The organism is Kitasatospora sp. NPDC034023, assembly GCF_055575795.1.
Genome location: NZ_JBVIRY010000017.1, coordinates 67,251 through 90,392 on the forward strand (window position 1 = coordinate 67,251; position 23,142 = coordinate 90,392).

Annotated in this window: 23 protein-coding genes and 1 pseudogene; 14 read left to right on the forward strand and 10 right to left on the reverse strand. The window is 71.1% G+C overall.

The genetic code is table 11. The annotated features are described in order from the left end of the window. The first annotated feature begins 224 nt into the window (after positions 1 to 224). Positions 225 to 689 carry a S24/S26 family peptidase gene (locus ACZ52R_RS22480; protein WP_465624132.1) on the forward strand — a complete coding sequence of 155 codons (465 nt, stop codon included), beginning with the start codon at positions 225 to 227 and terminating at the stop codon, positions 687 to 689. A gap of 129 nt (positions 690 to 818) precedes the next feature. Here the strand turns inward: ACZ52R_RS22480 and ACZ52R_RS22485 are convergent, their stop codons facing one another. The 3 genes from ACZ52R_RS22485 to ACZ52R_RS22495 all read right to left on the reverse strand — a co-directional run bounded on the left by ACZ52R_RS22485 (position 819) and on the right by ACZ52R_RS22495 (position 2,132). After that, the gene (locus ACZ52R_RS22485) at positions 819 to 1,319 is read right to left on the reverse strand and encodes a GNAT family N-acetyltransferase (protein WP_465624130.1); all 501 of its coding nucleotides are present in this window, start codon (positions 1,317 to 1,319) and stop codon (positions 819 to 821) included. A 60-nt stretch (positions 1,320 to 1,379) separates the two neighbouring features. Continuing rightward, entirely contained in the window at positions 1,380 to 1,574 is a 195-nt protein-coding gene (locus ACZ52R_RS22490) for a hypothetical protein (RefSeq protein ID WP_465753963.1), read from the reverse strand. 66 nt (positions 1,575 to 1,640) lie between these two features. Then, entirely contained in the window at positions 1,641 to 2,132 is a 492-nt protein-coding gene (locus ACZ52R_RS22495; protein WP_465753964.1) for a hypothetical protein, read from the reverse strand. A 740-nt stretch (positions 2,133 to 2,872) separates the two neighbouring features. On the opposite strand from ACZ52R_RS22495, the gene ACZ52R_RS22500 reads away from it, so the two are divergent. Continuing rightward, positions 2,873 to 2,998: a hypothetical protein gene (locus ACZ52R_RS22500; RefSeq protein WP_465624126.1), complete on the forward strand. Its 126-nt coding sequence runs from the start codon at positions 2,873 to 2,875 to the stop codon at positions 2,996 to 2,998. Between the two features lie 320 nt (positions 2,999 to 3,318). After that, a complete protein-coding gene (locus ACZ52R_RS22505) occupies positions 3,319 to 6,438 on the forward strand; it encodes an ATP-binding protein (protein WP_465753965.1) in 3,120 nt (1,039 codons plus the stop codon). 182 nt (positions 6,439 to 6,620) lie between these two features. Here the strand turns inward: ACZ52R_RS22505 and ACZ52R_RS22510 are convergent, their stop codons facing one another. Continuing rightward, complete coding sequence (locus ACZ52R_RS22510) at positions 6,621 to 7,292, reverse strand: class I SAM-dependent methyltransferase (protein ID WP_465624123.1); 672 nt, start codon at positions 7,290 to 7,292, stop codon at positions 6,621 to 6,623. After that, the gene (locus ACZ52R_RS22515; RefSeq protein WP_465624121.1) at positions 7,289 to 7,876 is read right to left on the reverse strand and encodes a hypothetical protein; all 588 of its coding nucleotides are present in this window, start codon (positions 7,874 to 7,876) and stop codon (positions 7,289 to 7,291) included. The genes ACZ52R_RS22510 and ACZ52R_RS22515 overlap by 4 nt, the downstream gene beginning before the upstream one ends. A gap of 416 nt (positions 7,877 to 8,292) precedes the next feature. Between ACZ52R_RS22515 and ACZ52R_RS22520 the strand changes: the two genes are divergently transcribed. Then, complete coding sequence (locus ACZ52R_RS22520; RefSeq protein ID WP_465753966.1) at positions 8,293 to 9,507, forward strand: sensor histidine kinase; 1,215 nt, start codon at positions 8,293 to 8,295, stop codon at positions 9,505 to 9,507. Next, a complete protein-coding gene (locus tag ACZ52R_RS22525; RefSeq protein ID WP_465624117.1) occupies positions 9,504 to 10,190 on the forward strand; it encodes a response regulator in 687 nt (228 codons plus the stop codon). Before ACZ52R_RS22520 ends, ACZ52R_RS22525 begins: the two co-directional genes overlap by 4 nt. A gap of 266 nt (positions 10,191 to 10,456) precedes the next feature. Here ACZ52R_RS22525 and ACZ52R_RS22530 read toward each other — a convergent pair whose 3' ends face one another. After that, a complete protein-coding gene (locus ACZ52R_RS22530; protein WP_465753967.1) occupies positions 10,457 to 11,236 on the reverse strand; it encodes a class I SAM-dependent methyltransferase in 780 nt (259 codons plus the stop codon). Between the two features lie 553 nt (positions 11,237 to 11,789). Here ACZ52R_RS22530 and ACZ52R_RS22535 point away from each other — a divergent pair. The 6 genes and pseudogenes from ACZ52R_RS22535 (at position 11,790) to ACZ52R_RS22560 (ending at position 16,176) form a co-directional block, all read left to right on the forward strand. Next, the gene (locus ACZ52R_RS22535; RefSeq protein ID WP_465753968.1) at positions 11,790 to 12,092 is read left to right on the forward strand and encodes a hypothetical protein; all 303 of its coding nucleotides are present in this window, start codon (positions 11,790 to 11,792) and stop codon (positions 12,090 to 12,092) included. Between the two features lie 176 nt (positions 12,093 to 12,268). Beyond that, positions 12,269 to 12,706: a hypothetical protein gene (locus ACZ52R_RS22540; protein ID WP_465753969.1), complete on the forward strand. Its 438-nt coding sequence runs from the start codon at positions 12,269 to 12,271 to the stop codon at positions 12,704 to 12,706. Continuing rightward, a pseudogene (locus ACZ52R_RS22545) lies at positions 12,696 to 12,920 on the forward strand (IS630 family transposase); the annotation flags it as partial. The gene ACZ52R_RS22540 and the pseudogene ACZ52R_RS22545, both read left to right, overlap by 11 nt. A gap of 273 nt (positions 12,921 to 13,193) precedes the next feature. After that, entirely contained in the window at positions 13,194 to 14,018 is an 825-nt protein-coding gene (locus ACZ52R_RS22550; protein WP_465753970.1) for a polysaccharide deacetylase family protein, read from the forward strand. Positions 14,019 to 14,119: 101 nt separating this feature from the next. Further along, positions 14,120 to 14,848, forward strand: a complete 729-nt coding sequence (locus ACZ52R_RS22555; RefSeq protein ID WP_465753971.1) for a hypothetical protein — start codon at positions 14,120 to 14,122, stop codon at positions 14,846 to 14,848. Beyond that, a complete protein-coding gene (locus tag ACZ52R_RS22560) occupies positions 14,845 to 16,176 on the forward strand; it encodes a nucleotidyl transferase AbiEii/AbiGii toxin family protein (protein WP_465753972.1) in 1,332 nt (443 codons plus the stop codon). Before ACZ52R_RS22555 ends, ACZ52R_RS22560 begins: the two co-directional genes overlap by 4 nt. 337 nt (positions 16,177 to 16,513) lie before the next feature. Here the strand turns inward: ACZ52R_RS22560 and ACZ52R_RS22565 are convergent, their stop codons facing one another. Together ACZ52R_RS22565 and ACZ52R_RS22570 are read right to left on the reverse strand one after the other, a co-directional pair. Beyond that, complete coding sequence (locus ACZ52R_RS22565; RefSeq protein ID WP_465753973.1) at positions 16,514 to 17,218, reverse strand: DUF4232 domain-containing protein; 705 nt, start codon at positions 17,216 to 17,218, stop codon at positions 16,514 to 16,516. A gap of 221 nt (positions 17,219 to 17,439) precedes the next feature. Further along, the gene (locus tag ACZ52R_RS22570; protein ID WP_465753974.1) at positions 17,440 to 18,603 is read right to left on the reverse strand and encodes a serine hydrolase domain-containing protein; all 1,164 of its coding nucleotides are present in this window, start codon (positions 18,601 to 18,603) and stop codon (positions 17,440 to 17,442) included. On the opposite strand from ACZ52R_RS22570, the gene ACZ52R_RS22575 reads away from it, so the two are divergent. Continuing rightward, a complete protein-coding gene (locus ACZ52R_RS22575; RefSeq protein WP_465624106.1) occupies positions 18,514 to 19,251 on the forward strand; it encodes a GbsR/MarR family transcriptional regulator in 738 nt (245 codons plus the stop codon). The two genes, ACZ52R_RS22570 and ACZ52R_RS22575, sit on opposite strands and share 90 nt — an antisense overlap. Positions 19,252 to 19,407: 156 nt before the next feature. On the opposite strand, the gene ACZ52R_RS22580 is transcribed toward ACZ52R_RS22575, so the two are convergent. After that, a complete protein-coding gene (locus ACZ52R_RS22580) occupies positions 19,408 to 20,361 on the reverse strand; it encodes an NADP-dependent oxidoreductase (RefSeq protein WP_465624104.1) in 954 nt (317 codons plus the stop codon). Between the two features lie 215 nt (positions 20,362 to 20,576). Between ACZ52R_RS22580 and ACZ52R_RS22585 the strand changes: the two genes are divergently transcribed. After that, positions 20,577 to 21,551, forward strand: a complete 975-nt coding sequence (locus tag ACZ52R_RS22585) for a GlxA family transcriptional regulator (protein WP_465753975.1) — start codon at positions 20,577 to 20,579, stop codon at positions 21,549 to 21,551. A 90-nt stretch (positions 21,552 to 21,641) separates the two neighbouring features. Here ACZ52R_RS22585 and ACZ52R_RS22590 read toward each other — a convergent pair whose 3' ends face one another. Beyond that, the gene (locus ACZ52R_RS22590; protein ID WP_465753976.1) at positions 21,642 to 21,836 is read right to left on the reverse strand and encodes a hypothetical protein; all 195 of its coding nucleotides are present in this window, start codon (positions 21,834 to 21,836) and stop codon (positions 21,642 to 21,644) included. 442 nt (positions 21,837 to 22,278) lie between these two features. Here ACZ52R_RS22590 and ACZ52R_RS22595 point away from each other — a divergent pair, with 442 nt between their 5' ends. After that, complete coding sequence (locus tag ACZ52R_RS22595; RefSeq protein ID WP_465753977.1) at positions 22,279 to 23,031, forward strand: phosphotransferase family protein; 753 nt, start codon at positions 22,279 to 22,281, stop codon at positions 23,029 to 23,031. The last annotated feature ends 111 nt before the right edge of the window (positions 23,032 to 23,142 follow it).

A 23,142-nucleotide genomic window follows, 5' to 3' on the forward strand; every position in this document is an offset into this window, starting at 1 on the left:
ACGGCAGCGTCGACCTGGGATGGATCCGATTCCATGAATCACGCCAGGCCGAGCCGCTGGTGGTACGTGACGGTGTAGTCATCTGGCGACCGTAGCCTGCTGCGATCCGCTGCCACAGCGACGAGCTGAGGGCCGGTCTTCCTGATGGGCTACTCCAACCCCGGTCACGGACGCGGGGCAGGAAATCGGTGGGGCGGCCCAGCGGGATCTGCCACGATCGCCGGATGGGAGCATTGGATGCGGTGTCGGCCGGGGTCGCCGGAGGGGCCACCGTTGAGTTCCGGCCCAGCGGTTCGTCGATGGTCCCACTGATACGCAGTCGGCAGTCGGTGGTCGTCGCCCCGGTCGACCCGTCAAGGCTCGAGCCCGGGGACATCGTCCTCGCCCGTGTCGCCGGAACCGTGTACCTGCATCTGGTGTCGTCCATCGATCCGGCCAGGAAACGAGTGCAGATCAGCAACAACCGGGGCCGCATCAACGGCTGGACCCATCACGACCGCGTCTTCGGTATCTGCGTCGCCGTCGACGGGGTCCCCCGGGCCGGTGCCGCGGACAAGACCCTGGCCGCCGACCCTGACAACCGGCCCGGAACAGTAAGGGGAACAGCAAAGGGAACAGGCATCGGCCGCCCTGCCGAGATCCGACGCTGCAGCAGTAGCCAAGCGCCGAACAAGACACGTGACTGCTGACCCCCGGAGTTCCGGGTTTGCAGAACACGAGGCGGGCCGGCCGCGAGGTCGACGCAGGGCATCCCTGGCCCAACCTCGCTCCAGCCGGCGCCAGGGTGGACGGCTACTGCTAGGCCCGTACTTCGCGGGTCACCGTTTCAGGTCTGTGGCCAGTGGCTTGACGCCTCCGGTTGCCGGGCCGGTCGGAACTGCCGAAGGGGCCGGCGCGGTGATCAACATCAGCTTCTCCGGTTCGGACACGGCCGAGAAGCCGACACGTGCGTAGACCTCGTGCGCGTCCGCGGTGGAGAGCATCAACCGCTTCAGCCGGTAGGGAGCCAGCGCCGCGACGACCGACTCCGCCAGCCAGGTGCCGATGCCCCGGCCGCGTGACTCGCGGGCGACGTAGACGTCGCAGAGCCAGCCGAAGGTGGCGTAGTCCGTGACGATTCGGGCGAATGCGACTTGCTCGGCGGTGTCCGGGGTGTAGACACCGAAGACGAGTGAGTGCTCGATCGATCGCGCCACGGTCTCTCGGCTGCGGCCCAGGGCCCAGAAGGCGTCAGTGGAAAGCCAGTGGTGCACGCGGTCGAGATCGATGCGCGCGGGGTCGGTATCGAGGGTGAGGCCGTCTGCCCTGGTCGTGATCACGGCATCTGATCGTACGGGGCCGGCCCCGAGGGCCGGGCCTGCACTGCAGGGGTCACGGTTTCAGGTCTGTGGCCAGCGGGTTTGGGTGACGTCGACGCCGAGGAGTTCGAGGAGGTGAAGTTGGTCGCCGCGGGCGATCTGCACTGTCGGCCGGTCGGCGATGCTGCCGACGCGCAGGGTGAGTTCGCCGAGGTGGTAGAGGATCATGCGGCCGGTGGGTCGGACGCGGCGGTTGTCGGGATACAGGCCGACCATGGTCCGTTCCGGGCCGAGCGAGCGTCCGGCCTGGCGTTCGATCAGGCAGAAGACGAGCAGGGCCAGTCAGATCACCTGGATCAGAGCGGCGACGCGGCGGTTGTGCTGGACGAACACCGGGGCGACCGCGAGCGGGCCCTTGAAGTCCGCATAGCGGCGCTCCACCGAGCCTTGGCCCTTGTACCGGATCAGGACCTGCCCGGGGTCGGCCTGCTCGGCGGTCAAGGGGGTGATCAGTGCGTACCAACCATCCGCCACCAGGATCCGGCGCAGCCTCAGCACGGGGTCGCTCTTGCGAGGGTTGTTGAGGGTGTGGACGTCTTCGAGTACCCGGTAGACGTCTCGCTCGGCGGGCTGCTTGCCCGCATCCCGCTGTGGCACCCAGTCCACGACCTGCGCCTGCTGGAGGTCGAGGGCGGCGTAGACCTCGTCCTTGACCTGGGCGGCCGGGACCGGCGCGATGAACGGCACCTCGGCCTTCAGCAAGGCGGACACGTTCGGGTAGGACACCAGCTTGGAGTCCGCGACCATCACGAACCGCGGGGACCGGGAAGTCATCGACACACCCACTCAATGCCCACGCCGGGGACACCACCACGAGCCACGATCCATCCGAATCAACGACCTGCGAAGCACGGGACTAGGACCAGGCCGGCAAGGTCGCCGGGCCGGTCAAGCCGCATTGGCGAGGGGACGTCCGCCCCAACGGATGCCCTTCTCGCTGCGGGAGCGCGCGGCGCCGTGGGTGGGAGTGCGACGCGGATTTTCCGCAGAAAATCGAGTCTCTTCCGTGGCCGCTGCCAACGGCCACGGCACGCCTCGTTCATCGACACCCACAACGCCGAGGCACAGACCGTCATTTACCGCGATGTCCACCGAGTCCCTCGGCTTCAGGAAGAGGTGGAACACGAGGACAACGCCGAGGCGTGGCAGGAGTTGGGCTTCCGGCTGTCTCCTCGCGAGCGACCTCGTCTTCCTCGCGAGCTTCGCCGCGTTCCCTCGGCCGGCGCCCAGCGAGGAACTCGCCGGCACGGGGCGGTGGATGTACGAGACCGCTGTCCGCGACGAGCAGGAGCGACTCGCCGACGGGATCTCCCATCTCTTCGGCAAGGCCGAATGCCCGTGCTGCGCCGCCGTGTTCACCGTCGCGCTCGTGGCAGTGCGGACCGGTCGAATTCGCCGACGGCGAGACGGACGGCGCCGACTGGCTGTTCGAACTCCTCACCGAAGCCGACGGCGCGCGAGCGTTCGCCGGCTTCGCCGAGGACGACCACCAGCGCTCCGTCGACGGGGAAGCGGTGGCGGCCGTGCTGAAGGGCGCCCCGCTCGACCGCCGTACGGTTGCCGCGCTGTCGGCCACCGCGAACTTCGACACCGTCGCCACGCAGGCCCGTGTGCTGGGCTACCAGGTGCAGAGCAGCTGAGGCCGCGACAACCGCGCCGGCCGCCACTTCGGTCGAGCCAAAGTGATCGACACATCCACCTCGACACATCCCCATCAACACATCCACCTCGACGCGGTCCGCCGCGACGCGATCCGAACGTGCCGGCGGCATCCGGGGAGTCGCTCCGGGAGACGATCCTGAGAGCCCACAGCGCCGACGGGACGACACCGTGCAGGGCCGGTGGCCGTCGTCGCTCAGTGCCCGTACTAGTGTCATGGTCGTGCCGCGGCCGCGGTCCCCACCCGACCGGGCGGCACAGCCGGGACCGGCGCGGACGTGACTTCTGGGGGCTGAAGCGGATGACGATGACGTTCGGCGTGCTGGGCCCTCTGACGGTCGCCGTGGACTCCGAGCCCCAGCCGCTGCCGAGGGCCACCGTCCTGCGCGGGTTGCTGGGGGCCCTGCTGCTCGCGGAGGGGGAGTGGCTGCCGGTCGGGCGGCTGCTGGAACTCGTGTGGGCGGAGCAGGCGGACCGGATCGGCCGGGGCTCGGTGCACACCGGGATGTCGCGGCTGCGCACCTGGCTCGGGCGGTTCGGGGACGAGGCGGTGGCGTTGGAGTCCGACGCGCAGGGGTACCGGCTGGTGACCGGGCCGGACGCGGTCGACCTCGGACGGTTCCGCGGGCTTGCCGCCGACGGGGACCCGGCAGCGGCGATCGATCTGCGGCGCGGCCCGGTGCTGGCCGGGCTGGAGCGCGTGAACAGGGACGACCTGCTGGTGACGTCCGTGGAGGGCGCGGTGCGCGCCACGGTCCTGGCCCTGGCCCGGGCCGCCTTGGCCGCCGGAACGTCCGGAGCAGCGGGAGCCGCCGGAGCCGCCGGAGCGGCCCGGGCCGCCGTTCCCGCCGTGACGGCGCTCGCCGAGGAGTATCCGTACGACGAGCCCGTGCACGCGGCCCTGCTGGAGCTCCTGGCGGCGGACGGACGGGCGGCCGAGGCGCTGCGCCGCTTCCAGTCGCTGCGCCGACGCCTGTCCGAGGAACTCGGGATCGAGCCGGGCGAGCAGGTGCAGAACGTCTTCCTGGCGCTGCTGGCCCACGACCGCGACGGCGCTCGTACGGACCCCGAGCGGTCCCGCGTGGTGCCCTCCCAACTACCGCGAGACGTAACCGACTTCACCGGCCGCGACGATCAGGTGCGGCTCGTCCTGGACGCCCTGGCGGCCGGCCGGGTGCCGGTGATCGCCGGCATGGGCGGCATCGGCAAGACGGCGCTGGCCGTCCGCGCCGCCCACCGCGCCGCCGCCGACTACCCGGACGGCCGGCTGTACGCGGACCTGCGCGGGGTGGACGAGTCGCCCGCCGACCCCGCCCGCGTCCTGGCCGCCTTCCTGCGCGCCCTCGGCGCCGACCCCCGCGAGATCCCGGCCTCCCTCGACGAGCGCTCCGCGCTCTACCGCACCCTGCTCGCCGACCGGCGCACGCTCGTCCTCCTCGACAATGCCGCCGACGAGCAGCAGATCGGCCCGCTGCTCCCGGGCACACCGGCGCACCCGGCCGACCACCCTGCCGACAACGCTGCCGACCTCCCGGCCGGCCACCCTGCCCACCGTTCACTCAGGCATCCCGCTGCCCGCCCCGCCGTCCTCGTCACCAGCCGCACCCCGCTCACGGCGCTGCCCGGCACCCAGCTCATCGACCTCCACGAACTCGACGCCCCCCACGCGCAGACCCTGCTGCGCCGCATCCTCGGAGACCACCGCGTCGCCGCCGAACCGGTGGCCGCCGCCCAGATCGTCGAGCTGTGCGGCGGCATGCCGCTCGCGGTCCGCATCGCCGGGGCCCGCCTGGCCGCCCGGCCCCGCTGGACCCTGGCCCGGCTCGCCCACCTGCTGCGCGACGAACGGCGACGCCTCGACGAACTGGAGGCCGGAAACCTTGCCGTCCGGGCCGGTTTCGCCGTCGGCTACGCGCGGCTGTCGGAGCCGACCCGCCGCACGTTCCGGCTGCTCGGCCTGCTCGACGCCCCCGACTTCGCACCGTGGGCCGCGGCCGCGATGGCCGACATCCCGCTGCAGCAGGCCGAGCGGCAACTGGAAGAGCTGATCGACGCCCAACTCCTGCAGGAGACCGGCACGGAACCGCACCCGCGCTACCGTTTCCACGACCTCGTCCGGCTGTACGCGCGCGAACACGCCGAGGCCGCGGACGAACCCGCCGCACGCACCGCCGCGCTCCGACGGGCCTTCGGCGCCTGGCTCTGGCTCGCCGAGCAGGCCGCCGACCAGGTGCCCGGGCCGTGCTTCGCCCCGATCCACGGCGACGCGCCCCGTCACCCGCTGCCGTCCGCCCTCGCGGCAGCACTGCTGGACGACCCGACGGCCTGGTTCGACGCCGAACAGCCGGCCCTGAACGCGAGCGCCCGGCAGGCCGCCGCGCTGCGCATGGTGCCCCTGGCCTGGGACCTCGCCGCCTGCCAGGAGAAGTACTGCGACGTGCGCGGCCTGTACGACGATTGGCGCACCACGCACCTGGCCGCCCTCCAGGCCTGCCGGGCGGCCGGCGACACCCTGGGCACGGCCGTGCTCACCCGCGGCCTCATCGAGGTGACCACCTGGACCACCCCGGCCGACGGCACCCACACCACGGCCGACCTGCCGGACGGCGCCCAGACGATGGTCGCCCTGGAGGACCGCGCGCGGCACCTGCAGCGTCTCTTCGAGCAGGTACGGGAACCCGGCGGGACGGCCGACGCCCTGGTCCTGGCCGCCTGGAGCCTGGTGGCCCAAGGCCGCGAACAGGAAGCCCTGGACGCGGCCCGCCGTGCCCTGGACCTCGCCACCACCCACGACCACCCGGGCGTCCAGGCCCGGGCCCACCAGATCATTGCGATCGCCTACGGGGAGACCGACCTCGACCGCACGATCGACCACCTGACCGAGACACTCCGGCTCGCCCGCCTGATCGGCAACACCCGCTTCGAGGCGACCGCGATCCAGTTCCTGGGAGCCGCCCACGGCCGCGCCGGGCAGCCGGAACGAGCCGGCGAACTGCTCACCCGCTCGCTCGCCATGGCCCGCTCCCTCGACGACCGCTACGTCGAGGTGTTCTCCCTGCTCTACCTGGCCACCCTGTACGCGGCCACCGGCGATGCCCGCGCCCGCGAGACGGCCGAGGCCGGACTGGCCATCGCCAGGCGCTTCGACCTCGGACACCACCTCGCCCAGGCCCTCGGCATCCTCGGCGAACTGGACCTGGCGGCCGGAGAGCACGCCTCGGCCATCGCCCACCTGGAGGAGTCCGTCCTGGTGTGGCGCGCCCGGGGCTGGCGCTCCTTCCTCGCCGGAGCGCTCCGCGCCCTCGGCCGTGCCTACGACGCGGCCGGCCTGCCCGACTCGGCCGCACGCGTGCTCGCCGAGGCCTGCGACCTGAGCGACACGCCTGTCACCGGCCCCGACGCCCCGACCCGCGAGAACTGACGGCCGCCACCCGGGCTCGACCAGCGGGGACGCCCTTACGACCTCGGGAGAAAATCCGACGGGCTCTGAAACTCCTCGACCAGCACGTCAACCACGCCATCGCCCTGGCCAGACTCCCACGAACAGCCTGACCAGGAACGGAAATCGTGCCTCAAGAACAAGGAACGCAGCGACCAGGTGTTCTAGCCTCTGGTGGCCGTGCGTCCGCACGGGCGGAATCGGGCCATATACGCCAAGCTGGGCCCACGACGCGCAGTGAAGTGCAGGCCGTTTTGGTCGGCCATCCGGTGTAGGCGGCCGAACGAAATCCAGTGCCGGTCGAAGAACTCGCCCACCACCAATCGCCCGCTGGGCCTCAGTACGCGTGTCGCCGCGCTCAGCACTCGCTCCGGTTCAGGGATCTCGCCAAGAGCTGTAACCACGTAGACCGCGTCAAAGCTGTGGTCCTCGAAGGGCAGTTCACGAGCGTCCGCGCGGTGTGGGTGGATCGTGGAGATTTCACCCCGCCCTGCCTGTGTCATTACGTGGTCCAGCATTTCCTGTTGGATGTCCACGATGTCCAGGCGTCCGTTCGGGCCCAACTGTGGTGCGACGTGCAACGCTTGCAGGCCGGTGCCAGGGCCCAGTTCCAGGATGCGTTCTCCTGCTCGCGGCTGGAGCATCGAGTCCAAATCTGTCTTGGTCAGGAATGGAAGCTGAATGTCGAGTAGTCGACGTTGTGCGTATGGGTAGGGTGCCTGATCGGTGAACCACAAGGCTCCCGCCGTCAAAGCAGCGACACCGGCCGCCGCCGCGATCTTGGTGTGGCGTGTCGGGTAGGTACGGTTCGGCATCCGACTGATATTGGCGTTCATAGTGATTCCTGTTCAGTGGTTTCGGACTGTGGGAATGGGTGGCGGATCAGTCGCAAGGCCAAGACGGTGCACACGATGGCGATTGGAATTTCCGCGCATACTGCCATCACGACCGCGATAGCCAGCGCGCCCCCGGATGTCGCCGCGGTAACGTCGAACCAGGCGTCTGTCAGGAAAAGCGCAGCGGCCGCTGTGGCGGTCAGCGTGGAGCGGTTATCCGCCCGCTTCAGGAATCGACCGGTGGTGAATAAGGCCAGTGCCTCGCAACTGTCCAGACCCACCCAGTCCAGGGCCCAGTGACTATCCATCGCCTTCTTCGGCAAAGACATCGACAGATAGAGAACCCACGGGATCATCATCAGGCCCGCGGTGGCGAAGGCCCTGCCGAGACGTCGCGGGCTTCGGGTACCGGGTCTGTCCGGCACCGCCGACCAGCGCACGTGGTCAGCGCTTCTGAGCGCTTCGATCGTGTTGGTGGTCCGACATTCCGGGCCCTGCTTCATGCCCGGGGAGAACCCGCCAATATGGCGGCGCACGATGCCGGACACGCCGGAAGCGGTCAGCACCTCGCTGGTCCAGAGCACAGTGATGCCAGGCTACTTACGGCCAGGACGTGAGGTGCGGGGCGCTCGAGCGACGGGTTCGTTGCGGTGGCATCCGCTGGCGCCCAGACCTGCTTGACCGGGTCGCAGAGCCTGGTTTGGGGGCGTCCATCGGCGAAAGGGGCGCCGGAATCGGGCGCGCCCGGGCCCAGGATCATCCGCATCGTCGTGGACAAGGTCACACCGGCCAGTGCGGGCGGCCGCCGTCGCACTTCTTCGTCGTGTCGCGAAGATCGATCATCGGTGCGTTCGTCATGGTCACGAACCTACGAACAGAGCGTGATCCGTCGCGTCGGCTGGTGGATGTCACCGTTCCCCAGGCCGTCGGCTCGGGGGTGTACCCCGCGTACATCCCCGGGGCGACGCGCGGAGCCGAAGCCGCTGAATACGATCTCCGTATGGAAGAGCTTCTCCAGCGTCTCCCGACATCGAAGCGCGTGACCTGGCTGAGGTCACAGGCCGTGGTGTTGGCCACCGCCTGCTTTTACGCGCTGATGCTCCGCTTTACGATGCCGGTCCCTGAGGCTAGGCACTTCGACGGCCTGTTCTGGTTTCCCGGCCTCGGGCCCTTCCAGACGATCGGTCTGTGCGTCGTGCTCGCCCTTCCGGTTCTGCTGGTGCACCGTCTGCCGGCGGCAGTCTTCGCGGCGATCCTGGGCGAAGCAGCCCTCAGCGACATCTTCGGCGCGCGGCCTTTGACCGTGTTCGTCCTGCTCGTCGCCTTGGGCGGGTACCTCGCCGTCCGGCGGCCGAAGGCTGCCGCAGTCGGCTCCGTCGCGGCCGTCGCGACCGCGTTCGTCAACTTCACCCACGTCAACCCCGAGGGCTCCGTCGGCGACGCGGCCGGGTGGGCCGGGCATTACGCGTTGTGGCTCGCGGTCGCGTGGGTTATCGGGGGGGTGTATCGCAAACGCCGTGAATACCTCGGAGCCTTGCACGAGCAGAGGGCGGCCCGCGCCGTCATGGCCGAGCGGCTGCGGATCGCCCGCGAACTGCACGACAGCGTCGCGCACAGCATCGGGATCATCACGGTGCTGTCGGGAGCGGCGGCGCGGGTCGTGGACACCAAGCCCGAGCAGACGCGGCAGGCGCTGACCGGCATCGAGTCCACCAGCCGCCAGACGCTGCTCGAGCTGCAGCGCATGCTCGGGGCGCTGCGCCGCGCCGAGCCGGACGACGCCATGCCGGGGGCCGCTCCGCTGGCGCCGGCCGGCAGCCTGGCCGACGTCCCGCGGCTCGCCGAACGCACGGCCGACGCCGGGGTGCGGGTCCACGTGGCCTGGCGGGGCGAGCGGCGTCCGCTGCCGCCGGAGATCGAACTGTCGGCGTTCCGGATCATCCAGGAGTCGGTGACGAACGTGCTGCGGCATTCCGGTGCGCGGACGTGCCGGGTCTCGGTCGGATACGAGCCGGAAGGAGTGACGATCGAGGTGGTGGACGACGGAGACGACGGTCCCGGCGGGCCCGGCCGTCCCAGGCCCTCGACGGCGGCCGGCGGGAGCGGCTTCGGCCTGCTCGGCATGCGCGAGCGAGTGACGTTGCTGTCCGGCCAGTTCAGCGCCGGCCGGCGTCCGGAGGGCGGATTCCGGGTAACGGCTAGGCTCCCGGCATGAGCGTGCGAGTACTGCTGGTCGATGACCAGCCGCTGATGCTGGTCGGGCTCGGGATCCTGATCGGCGGCACCGCCGACCTGGAGGTGGTCGGCGAGGCCGGCGACGGCCGCGAGGCGGTGCGCCTGGTACGTGAGCTGCGGCCGGACGTCGTGGTGATGGACATCCGGATGCCGGGCATGGACGGGATCGAGGCGACCAGGCAGGCGACCGCCGAGCCGGACCCGCCCAAGGTGCTGGTGCTGACGACCTTCGACGACGACGAGTACGTCTACGGCGCGCTGCGCGCCGGCGCCAGCGGATTCCTGCTCAAGAGCATGGCCCTGGACGCGATCCTGGACGCGATCCGCGTGGTGGCGGCCGGCGACGCGTTGATCGCGCCGAGCGTCACCCGACGGCTGATCGCCGACTTCGCCGGAACCTCCGCCACCCCCGCGGCCCCCGCACCGGCCACCGAGCCCGCCGCGGACTCACGTCTCATCGCGGGGATCACCGACCGGGAGCGCGAGGTGCTGGCACTGGTCGGACAGGGACTGTCGAACGGTGAGATAGCCGAGCGGTTGGTGATCAGCGCGGCGACGGCGAAGACCCATGTCGCGCGTCTGTTCGCCAAGCTCGAGGCCCGGGACCGCGTCCACCTGGCGATCATCGCCTACGAGAACGGACTCACGCCGGGTAGACGGTAGGGCAGGGTGAGAAGAACGATCGCCGACCCCGAGTTCGCCGCGTTCGCCAGATGCGCGCGCTCACCCACCTGGCCGCGGCGGGATTCGGGGCGAGGTTGTTCAGGAAGTCACGGACCCTCAACGAACCGACCTGAGAAACGCGCCGCGCGGTTCGTGGCGAAGCCCCGGGCTGCGAGTAGGGGACGGAGCCGGCGGATCGCGCCATAGACGCCGGAGCGGTCCACGTCGAAGAACTCGGCCAGGACCGAGAGCGCTGTGAGCAGGAATCAGGCCGGAACGGACCGGATCACAACCAACGAACCTTCGTAAAAAGGTTGCTGCCGCAGAGTGCCGAACCGGGCGTTCCAAGCTCCGCTGTCCAGGTCACCCCGCAAATCCGCGGCGAACCGTTCGCGCGCCCGCTCGTCGACGAAGCTCCACGCCGAGCACGCCTGCCGGGCACCGGGGTCGAGCAGCATCTCGGGGCGCGCGTAGTACGCCTCGTTGAAGCCGTCGGTGCAGTCGACGGGTATCGGCACCAGGGTCACCGTCGTATGTCCACCGAGGGCCTCGGTCAAATCCGCGATCGCCGGATAGCGGCGCGCCTCGGTGTCCAACACCTCCGGCGCGTACTCGTACAGCCAGAAGTCCCGCACGAGATCGGGGTCGCAGGTCAGCACGACCGCAGGGCCCCGCGCCACTCGGCGCATCTCGCGCATCCCGGCCTTGTAGTCGCTCCACTGGTGCACGCTGAAGGTGGTCATCGCAGCGTCGAACGAATCGTCGCCGAACGGCAGGTGCTCGGCGACGCCATCGACGGCGGGCGACAGGTGCGCGGGCCGCTGGGCGCGCATCGTCGCCGACGGCTCGACTGCCGTCACCTCCAGCGTTGGGGACTCGTATGACCCTGCCCCGGCCCCGACGTTGACCACCGTGCGCGCCCCACCCAAGGCGGCGGTGATCACCTGCTCGATCCTTGCGTCCGGCTGCCGGTAGGTGGCGTAGCCGCCGCCTATCCTGCCGTAGTCCGCATCCCCTGCGCTGCCGTCCGCCCCGCGTTCGCTCATGATCCAAACCTAGCCACGCTGTCAACACGTCCATCCCGGTTACCGCGCCCAGGGGCGCCGACCTGGAAACAGCGTGCGCAGGTTCTCCACTGATCAACCACCAGGTCAATGCCAGCACACCCGAACTCAATTCCTCCCGCGGTCGTTACCGAAGCCTCACCGCCCGCAGGCAATCGGTAAGCCATCGGTAAGACGCCCCTCCCTAGGCTCGACCCCCACGGCACAGGACAGGTGCACACCGGGCCCAAACCCGGTCGACGCGCCCGTCCCGCACCCGCCCCATGGGCTACCGGCCGGGTCCGCGCAGGGGACGGACCCGGCCGGAGGCACGTCCACCGGGCTCCTGGCCGGAAGCAACGTCCACCAGCTCCCGGCCCGGCGAGCTCCGCACCCTCGATCAGCTGCCGCCGACCCCCGTTCGCCCCGGACCGGATCACGACCCGACCGGGCGTCGCATGTTGCCCGGCATCCTCCGCAGTCCGCCCACGGCGGGGGAGGAGTTGGGACGGCAGGGACGGCATGCACGGAGGTGGGCGTGTACGTCGGAGGATGCATGTCCTCGCCCGGTCCCGACGATCCTCTCCCCGTCAAGGCCCGCCAGGATGCCCAGGACTGGGCCCAAAACATGACCGCGTCCATGGCACAGACCGCCGGAGCCAATCTCGACGTCGGCAGCGCCGAGCCGATCTTCAGCAACTGTGTCGGCAAACACGAGACGGGTCTCGTGGACCCATCCACGGGAGAATGTCATACGGGGGTAACCGACCGGCCCGCACACGACGCGGCTGCGGAACCCAAGGCAGGCGTCGGCGGCCGCGTCGTCCATGGGGGCTTCCCTTCCGCCGGGGCGGGCTGATGATCCGTCTGGGACAGCCGATCGGTACCAGGCCCTGTACGGCGTCCTCTGAATCCAGTTCATGGGGCGCAGCACACAGATCGGTACACAAGGAGCACTCGAGGTGTCCTCCTTGTCTCTGGCATGTTTGCTGTGGTTATTTGTGTTCAGGCCTCTGAGGTGCAAGGGTGTCCGCCATGAAGATCACGATCACGGTGGAGAATCCGACCCCCGAGGCGCTCGAGAAGCTGCTCGCCCTCGCTGCCATGCCGGCCGCCGTCGTGACTGCGGTGCCCGACGACCGTTGGACCCCGGAGCGGGCCCGGTCGTACTACGACCGCCTGCCGCCCCGTGCGCAGCAGATCCTGCTCCAGGTCGTCGAAGGCGAAGGCGAGTGCGCCGCCGGCGAGTTGAAAGCGAACGGCCGAAGTCTTCGGGGATCCACCGGCGCGTTCCGCCGGGTGCTCTCGGAGGGCAGGAGGACCGGACTCTGGCCGGAGGGCTTGCCCGTGCCGCTGGTTTCCCACATCGTCGGCGGACAGCTCAAGAAGCTCGAGATGCCGGGGCGTGGCACAGAGCAGTACGTCCTCCCGGCTTTCGAGGAGGGCCTGAGTGACCTGCGGAGTGGTGACTGACCGGGAGGGCCACCGGTTACAGAGGATCGTGCGGCGGGGCAGTACCGGCTCGGTTCGCTATCGGCGGGCGATGCTGCGGTTGGCCTCCGCCGGCGGGAACCGGGTCCCGATGATTGCCCAGCTTGTGCCGGCGGACGAGGAGACGTGCGGAATGTCATTCATCGGGTTCGATGAGATCGGCCTGGCCTGCCCGCCACTTCGAGCTCCTGGCCGGGCTTCGGCGGCTCCGTGTCACTCCTGAGGGGTAGCCGCGGGAGCTGATCGCACCACCAGCCTGTATTTGTCCGGTGCCGTGACCGGACCTACGCCGTTGAGGCGATTCTCCGCAGGGACCGGAGAAGCCCTGGTGTGTGGTGCAAAGACGCTGAGATCGAAACATCAAGTTGTCACTGTCCTGCTACGGGCGCCGGGCCGGGGAACCCGCTCCGATCCGGCTGACGTCATAAACCTCAGAAGCGGGCAGGTGCGTTCGGGGGAGTGGTCGTTGATGGATTTCAAGGCGCGCATGGGGAGGCTGGGCAACCGGTCGCGGGCGGCCGTCGCCGTCGCGGTTGTCGTTGTGGCGGCGAGCGCCTGGGTTGTTCCGACGGTCACCGGGTCGGTCCCCGCCCCCAACCGGAGCGTCACGCACGGCCATGACGGCCAGGACGGCGGCGCCCCGAGCAGCGGCGGCGGTGCACAGCAGGGATCCGGGGCCGTACCGGAGGGCATAGCCCACGCGTCCGAGGCCGGTGGCAACGCCGTCAACATCACCATCGATGACGGTCCCGACCCCGCTTGGACCCCGAAGGTCCTCGACGTGCTCAAGCGGTACGGGGTGAGGGCGACCTTCTGCATGATCGGACCGCAGGCCAAGGCCCACCCCGAGCTGGTCAAGCAGGTCGTCGCGGGCGGTCACCGGCTCTGCGACCACACCGTGGATCATGACACCTCCATGGACAAGAAGCCCGTCGCGTACCAGGAGAAGGAGATCCTGGACGCGAAGAAGATGATCGAGCAGGCCGCGGGCGGCAGCGCCCAAGTGCTGTACTACCGGGCTCCCGGCGGCTCGTTCACCCCCGACAGCCGGCGCATCGCTGCGGCGAACGGCATGCGTCCGCTCGGTTGGAACGTCGACTCGAAGGACTTCGAGAAGCCCGGTACGGCCGCCATCGTCGACACGGTCAGGAAGGAGATCGGCAACGGCCCGACCATCCTGTTCCACGACGGGGGCGGCGACCGCCAGCAGACCGTCGAGGCCCTCGACCAGGTGCTCGGCTGGCTGAAGGCCCAGGGCCGCCCCACAGGATTCCCGGTCCAGAGCACCCCGTGACACCTCGCCGCCAGGGCGACGCAGGGAGGCGATGACCCGGAGCGGCCCTTGCAGACCAGGGCGTGCGATCCGATGTCAGAGGGGCTTGGCAGGATGCTCCCATGCTCGCCATCCGCCCTGACCAGCGCCGTGACGACCGGCCCGTCCTGCCCGCTCCTCCCGACGTCCGGGGTGACTTCGAGGTGCACTTGACCGTGCGGCCCGGTGCCGCTGAGGCGCTGGCCGCGTGGGCCGACGGTCATGGCCTGAAGTTCACCCACATTCTGCTGGCGCGTGGCGCGGTGCCCTCACAGCCGATGCTGACCTTGCGCGCCGGCGGCACGCTGGAGGAGGTCGCCTCGGTGGCCTCCCGGACCACGGACCGGTTGGTCCGGGCCGGGTTCACCGTCCTGCGGGCGAAGATCGAGGCCACGCCGTGGGCGGAGGGCGTTCCGGCCTCGGACGAGGACGCCGTGCCGCACGGAGCCCACCGGTACTTCGAGCACCACGTCAAACTGCTGCTTCCGAGGCCGGTTTCCGCAGCCGCCGACCCGGCCCGCCTCGCCGAGCTCGTCGCGTCGCACGGTGCGCACCTGTCGCGCAATCCGCGCCGGGTGCGCGAGGACGGCCGGTGCGAGTGGTTCGTGACCCAGCGGTGCCGCCTGGTCGGCCTGGGCACCGCGGGCCGTCGGCTGGAGGCGCTGCTGGGGGAGCTTGCCGCCGACGGTCGCGAGGTGGTGTCGGTGGAACGCGAGTTCGTCGTCGTGGACAGTGACGAGACCCTGGACGCGGGGTGGATAACCGAGCACGGGCACAGTGCCGGGCCGTACGGAGAGGGAGACCCGAGATGACCGAGGACCAGTCCCAGTCCCAACCGCAGCCCCAGCCGCAGTCGCCGCTGGCGTGGGAGGAACTGAAGTACGGCCCGTGGCAGGGCGTCGTGTTGCCCAGGCAGCCGCCGGCGGAGGACGTCCGCGAGGACCGGGACCTGCCCAGGAGCATCCGGCCGATCGACGACGAGGCGGTGAACCAGCAGCCGGTCTTCGATCCCGCGCTCGCCGGGTACAGCCGGGCCCTTCGGCCCAGCGAGCCCGCTTTCGCCGACCCGCAGCTCGCCGAACGCTGGCTCGCGGCGCGGCGCGAGGCGCTGAACACCGCGTTGTCCGCCGTCGCCGGGTCACCGTGGGCCGAGCACCTGGTGCTGCGCGGCAGCGTCCTGCTGAGGGCCTGGTACGGCGAGGAGGCGCGGGAGCCCGGCGACCTGGACTTCGTGGTCAGCCCGGTGGAGTGGGAACTGGAGGACGAGCGCACGGACCGCATGCTCGATGAGCTCGCCGCCGGTGCCGAACGGCTCTCGGGTACGGTCCGGCTGCACGCCGACCAGGCGGTCAGCGACGAGATCTGGACGTACAGCAGGGTTCCCGGGCGCAGGCTCGTCCTGCCGTGGACGGCACCGGGCGTCCCGGGCGGGACCGTCCAGCTGGACTTCGTCTTCACCGAGCACCTGCCCGTCCCGCCGCAGCCCTACCGGCTGCCGGGCGTCGCCGGCCCGCTGCTCGGAGCCACGCCGCAGCTCTCGCTGGCGTGGAAGGTCCTGTGGCTGGTCTCGGACAACCACCCGCAGGGCAAGGACCTGTACGACGCGATCCTGCTCTCGCGCACCGCCGAGGTGCCGTACGACCTGTTGCGCCAGGTCTTCACCCAGTCCGACGAGAACTGGTCACGCCGGCCGGTCCTCCCGCAGCAGATCAGCGGGCTCGAGGTGGACTGGGACGAATTCGCCAAGGACTACCCGCGGTTCGCCGAGCCCGTCGAGGAGTACCCGGCGCAACTGCTCGCCGGGCTCCACGCCACCTTCGCCGACCTCGGCGAGTACGCGCTGCGCGCCCGGTGGCTGGCCCCGCTGACCGAGGAACTGCGGGAGGTGTTGGCGCGCGAGGGAATGGACGAGGTCCAGCAGCGGATGCGCCAGCACTACCTGCCGGTGGACAACTCCCTCGTGGTCACCAGCGAACTGCTCGGCGGTGACCTCGACGGAGCCGGCCGCACCATCACCGACCATCTCGCCGCCCACCTCGGCGGCGCATCGGAGCGGACGACCCGCAAGCTGGCGGAGGCCGCCGCCCGCTATGCCTCGGATGTCGAAGGCGACCGCCCTGCCGGCGGTGCGGCCGGCTGACACCGCGCTCGGCATCCGATGGCCGACGCGCCTGATGGCCGAGGCCGCCGGATGGCCGACGCGCCGAGTTGCTCGGCCTCGCACCGGGCCCGTCCCACCCGGGGATCGTCCGGGTGGGACTGCTCTCGGCCCGCGCCCACGAACACTCCGGAGCTGCCCCGGTGACGAGCAACACCGCACGGCACGATCACCTGCCTGGGCGGCATCCTGGTCTGCCACCTCTGACCGGGGACCGGTCCGCTCCACCGGTTGCGAGACCGCCCGCGCCGACGGTGGCTTGCCACCGGCGCGGCCGCGCCGAAGCGCGCCCGCCCGTCGGCTGTGGCAGGAGCGTTCGTCAGGACGGGCTGGCGGCCAGCAGCGCGGTGGTGGTCACCTTGTTGTCGCACTCGGCGAAGAGGCCGTCGTCCAGGGCTACTTGGTGTGCTCCGGCACCCGGCAGGCCCAGGACGAGGGTGGGGTAGGCGACCGGCGTCGCACCGGAGACGCAGTAGCCGTCGGCCTCGCCCTGGACCTGGACGAAGGTGAGCTTCACCCAGGCCTTTCCGCCCGGGGCCACTCGGACCGGGGCGGTCGGGCCGGTGTGCGTCACGGTGAGTGGGGCGTTGCGGTCCGGGGAGCCGTTGGCCGCCCCGGCGACCGTCGGAAAGCCCTGCAGCGTGCACGGGTGCGCGGAGGTGTTGGTGAACGCGACGATCGCCGCTCCCACGCCCGTGCCCTCGGGGCGCTGCTTCGCCTGGTGGGCGTCCGCCTTCAGATCGCCGACCGCGCAAGCCGGCGCCGCTGCACCGGCAGACGCCGCTCCACTGGACGACGCGCCTCCCGTGGCCGGTCCCGTGGCCGGCGCCGACGACGGTGTGCTGCCCTTGGTGGGGGACGGGGACGTGGGGCTCGGTACGGACGAGGCGGTGGCCGCCACCGACGGTGCCCCGGCGGTCGAAGGCTCGTCGCTCCCGGGCCCGCACGCCGTGATCAGCAGGGTGGCGGTGGCGGCTGAGACCACCGCGACCGCGGCTCTGCGGGCCTTCTGTCTGTCCCGCATGTCCTGTCCGTGCTGCATGTCCTGCATGGCGTCCCCCGAGGGATGGAGTGGTGCCGACCCAGCGCAGGCACCTGCCCGGTACACACCGCCGCCCCGGCGCCGGTTCCCCGAGCGGTCAGGTGTGACAGGACGGTGACGAGACCCGGAAGGCTCCCGGACAACGGCGGCGACCGGGCAGGTCGCGGCCCAGGTCGCGGCCCATGTCCGTTCAGGAGGGCGTCTCAGGAGGGCGTCCCGCCCTTGCAGAACTCGGCCTCCAGCTCGGCGGTGAACACGCCGATCGGCCACTTCAGGTCGCCGTAGGCCCAGTCGCCGTTCACTTCGGTGGAGAGCATGTGGCGGCCGTCGCGGGTGCCGAAGGTGTAGGACCAGGAGCCGTTGATCGCGCCGCCCATGCCCCAGACGTCACCGCAGGAGAGGGTGACCTGGCCGATGCCCAGGCCGTAGTGGGAGTCCGGGACCCACCCGTTGTTCGGGTCCTCCATGGTGAACATCTCGTTCATCTGGGCGGGCGGCAGTACCCGGCCCTGCATCAGGGCGCGGAAGAAGGTGTTGAGGTCGCCGAGGGTGGAGATCAGGTCGCCCGATCCGTAGCCCCAGGAGGGGTTGAGGTCGGTGACGTCGTAGATGCCGTAGGTCGGGGTGTCGGGCTTGTCGGAGTCTGCCAGCCGGGAGTAGAAGCGGCTGTGCGGGCCGTGGATGCCGGTGTCGTCCCCGGTCGGCTCGTAGGTGCTCTTCAGGTGCAGCGGCTTGGTGATCCGCTCGGCCAGTTCCTGGGCCAGGCTGTGCCCGGTGGCCCGTTCCACGATCAGGCCGGCCAGCACGTAGTTGGTGTCGGAGTACGTCCAGCCGGTGCCGGGTGCGAAGAGCGGCTTGTCGGTGAGGGCGAGCTGGACCAGCTGGAGCGGCGTGAAGCTGTCGAACCGGTGCTGCAGGAAGGCCGTTCCGGAGAAGTCCTTGCTGACCTGATCCGACATGGCGAAGTTGGCGATCCCGCTGGTGTGGTTGAGCAGCTGACGGATGGTGATCTTCGCTCCGTCGTAGCCGTTGCCGTCCACCACCCCGGGCAACCACTGCTCGACGGTGTCGTCCACGCCGAGCCGGTGCTCGGCCTCCAGTTGGAGGACCAGGGAGGCGACGAAGGTCTTGGTGGTGCTGCCGATCCGGAACCGGTCCTGTGGGCCGAGCTTGCGACCGGTGGTCAGGTCGGCTGCGCCGGCCTGACCGAACCAGGTCGAGCCGCCGTCCTGGACCTCGGCCATCGCCCCCGGCACCCGCAAAGAGAGGAGCCGCCCGTGCCCGGCGCCAGGCTGACTCAGGAAGACCGCCGCACGATCGCCGCCGGGCTCGTCGCCGGGCTCGACTACGCCGAGATCGCCCGCCAACTCGCCCGCCCCACCTCCACGGTGGCCCGGGAGATCGCCCGCAACGGCGGTCCCTCCGGCTACCGCGCGGCCAGCGCCCACCGCGCCACCGTCCAGCGCTCCCGTCGCCGCCAGTCGAGCCCTGCCCGGCTCCCCGGTGACGCCGCGACGGCCGCCGACGTTCACGACTCCGCCGTGGACGGACGCGACGCCGCCGCCATCACCGAGTTCACCGGACAGTTCGCCGACCTGCTGGTGCACCTCGGCCTGCCGCCCATGGCGGCCCGCGTGCTCAGCTGTCTCTACGTCACCGACACCGGCCGCCTGAGCGCCGCCGAACTGGTGCAGCGGCTCGGCGTGAGCGCGGCCTCGGTCTCCAAGGCCGTTGCCTACCTGGAGAGCCAGGAACTGATCCGCCGCGAACGCGACGAGCACAGCCGCCGCGAACGCTACGTGATCGACGACGACGTCTGGTACCGCTCGATGCTCGCCAGCGCCCGACGCAACGCCACGCTGGCCCAGTTCACCCGCAACGGCGCCGGCCTGCTCGGCGCGGCCTCCCCCGCCGGGGCGCGGCTCACAACGGCGGCGGTCTTCCTGGAGCACATCGGCATCGACCTCGTCCGCTCAGTGGAGCAGCGGTTCGCCGAGGGCGAGTTGCTCCCGTAGCTCCTCGGCTCCTCGGCTCCTCGGCTCCTCCGCTCCTCGGCTCCTCCGCCGTGCCGGGCAAGGCCGCCGACTTCCTCCGCGCAACCGAGCCGGACGGCGCCGAGTCCGCCGAACCACCTCGGCCTGTCACAGGATCGCAGGATCAACCAGACCGCCTCACCCCGCGACCGACAGGACGATCTTCCCCGTGGTGCGCCCCTGCTCGCCCAGGCGGTGGGCCTCGGCGGCCTCCTCCAGCGGGAACACCGCGTCGGCGATCACCCGCAGGCGGCCGTCCTCGACCAGGCGGGTGAGCTCGCGCAGGCCCTGTTGGTCGGGCTCGACGAGCATGAACGCCGCCCGGACGTCGGCCGCCTCGGCCTCGGCGTGGGGGAAGGTCTCGTCCGGCGGGATGATCGAGACGAGGGTGCCGCCCGGGCGCAGGGTGCGCAGGGAGCGCGGCAGGTTGGCGCCGCCGATGGTGTCCAGCACGACGTCCATGTCGCGGACTGCCTCGACGAAGTCCTCGGTGCGGTAGTCGACGACCTCGTCCGCGCCGAGCTCGCGCAGCAGCCCGTGCTTGGCGGCGCTCGCGGTGCCGGTCACGTGGGCGCCGCGGGCCTTGGCGATCTGGACGGCCAGGTGGCCGACCCCGCCGGCCGCGGCGTGGACCAGCACGCGCTGTCCGGGCCGCACGTCGGCGGTGTCCACCAGGGCCTGCCAGGCGGTCAGCCCGGCCAGCGGAAGGGCGCCCGACTCGAGGTGGGTCAGGCTCCGGGGGCGGGGCGCGAAGTGGCGGGCAGGTGCGGTGACGTACTCGGCGTAGGCGCCGGCCGGGTACGGGAAGCGCGGCATCCCGTACACCTCGTCGCCGGGCCGGAAGACCGTCACGCCGGCGCCGACGGCCTCGACCACGCCGGAGACGTCGAACCCGAGGACGAACGGCGGTGTGGCGCCGGTGGCGAACTCGCCGCGGGCGCGGGTCTTCCAGTCGGCCGGATTGACCCCGGCCGCGTACACCCGGACCAGGACCTCGCCCCGTACGGGCTCCGGGCGCCGCGTCTCGACGACCTTGAGGACGTCGGGCGCCCCGGCGGTGTCCTGGGAGACGGCACGCATGGTGATGGGCATGAAGGTTCTCTTCTCCTGGATTCGTCGGTTCCGTCGGTTCCAACGGATTCCGCGGGGGTTCCGTCGGATCCAGCGGGGTTCCGTCGGGCTCCGTCGGGCTCCGCCGAGTCCCGTCGGGTTCCGTGTGCGCCGGTTGTTCGGGCACGTCGTCAGACTGCCGGTACGGGAGGGTCCCTGGTGGTGGCGCGACGGCCACGGAGTGAAAGGATCCGGCCATGCACCATGTCGGCGTACTGGCCCTGGACGGCGTCGTCCCCTTCGAGCTCGGCATCCCCGCGCGGATCTTCGGCGCCGCCCGCGACGAGGCGGGCCGCCCGCTCTACACCGTCACCACGTGCAGCCTCGACGGCGGCCCGGTCCACACCGCCGCCGACTACGCCCTCGCCGTCTCCCACGACGCCGCGCTCCTCGGCGCGGTCGACACCGTGGTCCTCCCGCCCTCGCACGGGCTCGGCCCGATCCGCGAGGAGGGCCGTCTGCCGGACGCGCTGCGCGAGGCACTGGCCGGCATCCGCCCCGGCACCCGCATCGTCGGCATCTGCACCGGCGCCTACGTGCTGGCGGCCGCCGGGCTCCTCGACCACCGGCCCGCCACCACGCACTGGGGCGAGGCCGACCGTCTGCAGCGGATGTTCACCACGACCCGCGTCGACCCCGACGTCCTGTTCGTCGACGACGGCGACATCCTCACCTCCGCCGGGGTCGCCGCCGGCATCGACCTGTGCCTGCACCTGGTCCGCCGCGACCACGGCAGCCGCATCGCGAACGACGTGGCGCGCTCCTGCATCGTCCCGCCGTGGCGCGAGGGCGGGCAGGCCCAGTACATCCGACGCCCCGTCCCCGAACCGAACGCCGCCGGCAACTCCGGCACCGCCGCCACCCGGGCCTGGGCGATGGAACGCCTCGCCGAACCCCTGACGGTCGCCGACCTCGCCGCGCACGCCCACACCAGCGTCCGCACCTTCTCCCGCCACTTCCGCGAGGAGACCGGCATCACCCCCGGCCAGTGGCTCACCCGCCAGCGCGTCGACCTCGCCCGCCACCACCTGGAAACCACCGACTGGCCCGTCGACCTGGTCGCCCGCCGCTCCGGCCTCGGCACCGGCGCCTCCCTGCGCCGGCACCTCCAGACGGCGATCGGCGTCAGCCCCCAGGCCTACCGCCGCACCTTCCGCCCGGCGGCTTACTGAGACCGGTAACTACCTCGGGTTCCGGTGGAACTTCACCAGCGAGCAGGAACGCGAGGCGTGGACCAACGCCCGCAAGGCGACCGGCACCGCCTACGGGACGCCGGTGACCAGCACGGTCGCCATCGCCACCAAGGGCGTCTTCGCCGAGGCCGTCCTCGGCCGGGCCAACTCGGCCGAGAAGATCGACCTCACCCGGTTCTGGAACTGGAAGGACTCGCCCATCCAGATCACCCCGGCCGACATCGCCCCCGTCTCCACCGCCTCGCGAGCGCAGAACCTGGACACCAAGGTGGCCCCCCTGGGCGCCTCCGAGACGCGGTTCACACCCCTGATGGCGATGCCCGACCCGGCCGGCCTCCAGACCGCGCAGGCCATCGCCACCGCCAACCTGTTCCGCCAGCAACCTCAGCGCCCTCGGCGGCATGCTCAACCAGAACGGCAAGGACGGGGCGGACAAGAAGTGGTCCAGCCGCACCACCCGTCGGTGGGGCTGCGGCGACCCCCTGACCATCCCGCCCCAGCACCCGAAGAGCTACACCCGACACCCGTGCACGGCGCACCCGCGACCCGCCCCGACCGATTCGGGCGCGGGCCGCGGGTGCGGGGCAGGGACGGTCAGCGGTCGGCGTCGTGCGCGAGGCCGCGGACTGCGGGACGCGGTCAGCCGCGTAGTCGCACGTGAGAAACCCGGCGACGTCGGCGAACATCCCCGGGATACTGATCGCCCATGGATGAGGTCGAAGTCGTCGTCGCCCATTCCGAGCGTGCGACTCTGCGCGTCGGCGATGTGTTCCTGAAGGTGGACGCCGATCAGGCGCGCATCGATGTCGAGGTCGAGGCGATGTCCCTGGCGCCGGTCCCGACCCCGGAGGTCCTGTGGCGCAAGCCGCCCGTGCTCGCGATCGCCGCACTTCCGGGGAGGACGCTTGGGCGCCTCGGTGGGCCGTCGACCGGGTCGCCGACGGCGTGGGCAGCGGCGGGCGCCGCCATCCGGAAGCTGCACGACGCGCTGCTGCCGCCTCGGCCGGGCCGGGCCGGCCGGAGCGTCGTCGCGCTGGCGGCGGAACTCGACGACGAGTGCGGGTTGCTCGTGACGAACGGCGTCCTGCCCGCCGACCTGGTCACCCGCAACCGCCGGGTCGCCGAGGCGGCACTCCGACCGTGGACTCCGGCGTTCACGCACGGCGACCTGCAGATCGCGCACGTCTTCGTCGACGGCGACGAGGTCACGGGCATCATCGACTGGTCCGAGGCGGGCCAGGGTGATGCCCTGTACGACCTCGCCACCTTCACGCTCGGACACGAGGAGCACCTCGACGACGTCATGGCCGGCTATGGCACCGACATCGACCTCGACCTCGACGTGATCCACGCGTGGTGGTCGTTGCGAAGCCTGCTGGCGGTTCGCTGGCTGATCGAGCACGGCTTCGACCCCTTCGCACCGGGCTGTGAGGTCGACGTGCTGAGATCCCGGATGTGAGGCTGCGCGCGCCTGACTGGCTCTCAGCGCCTGACTGGCTCTCAGGGAGTACCGGAGCGCGGTTCCGGCGTCCGCGGTAGGCGAGAACGAGCGGCGGGGTTCCGGGCGGCG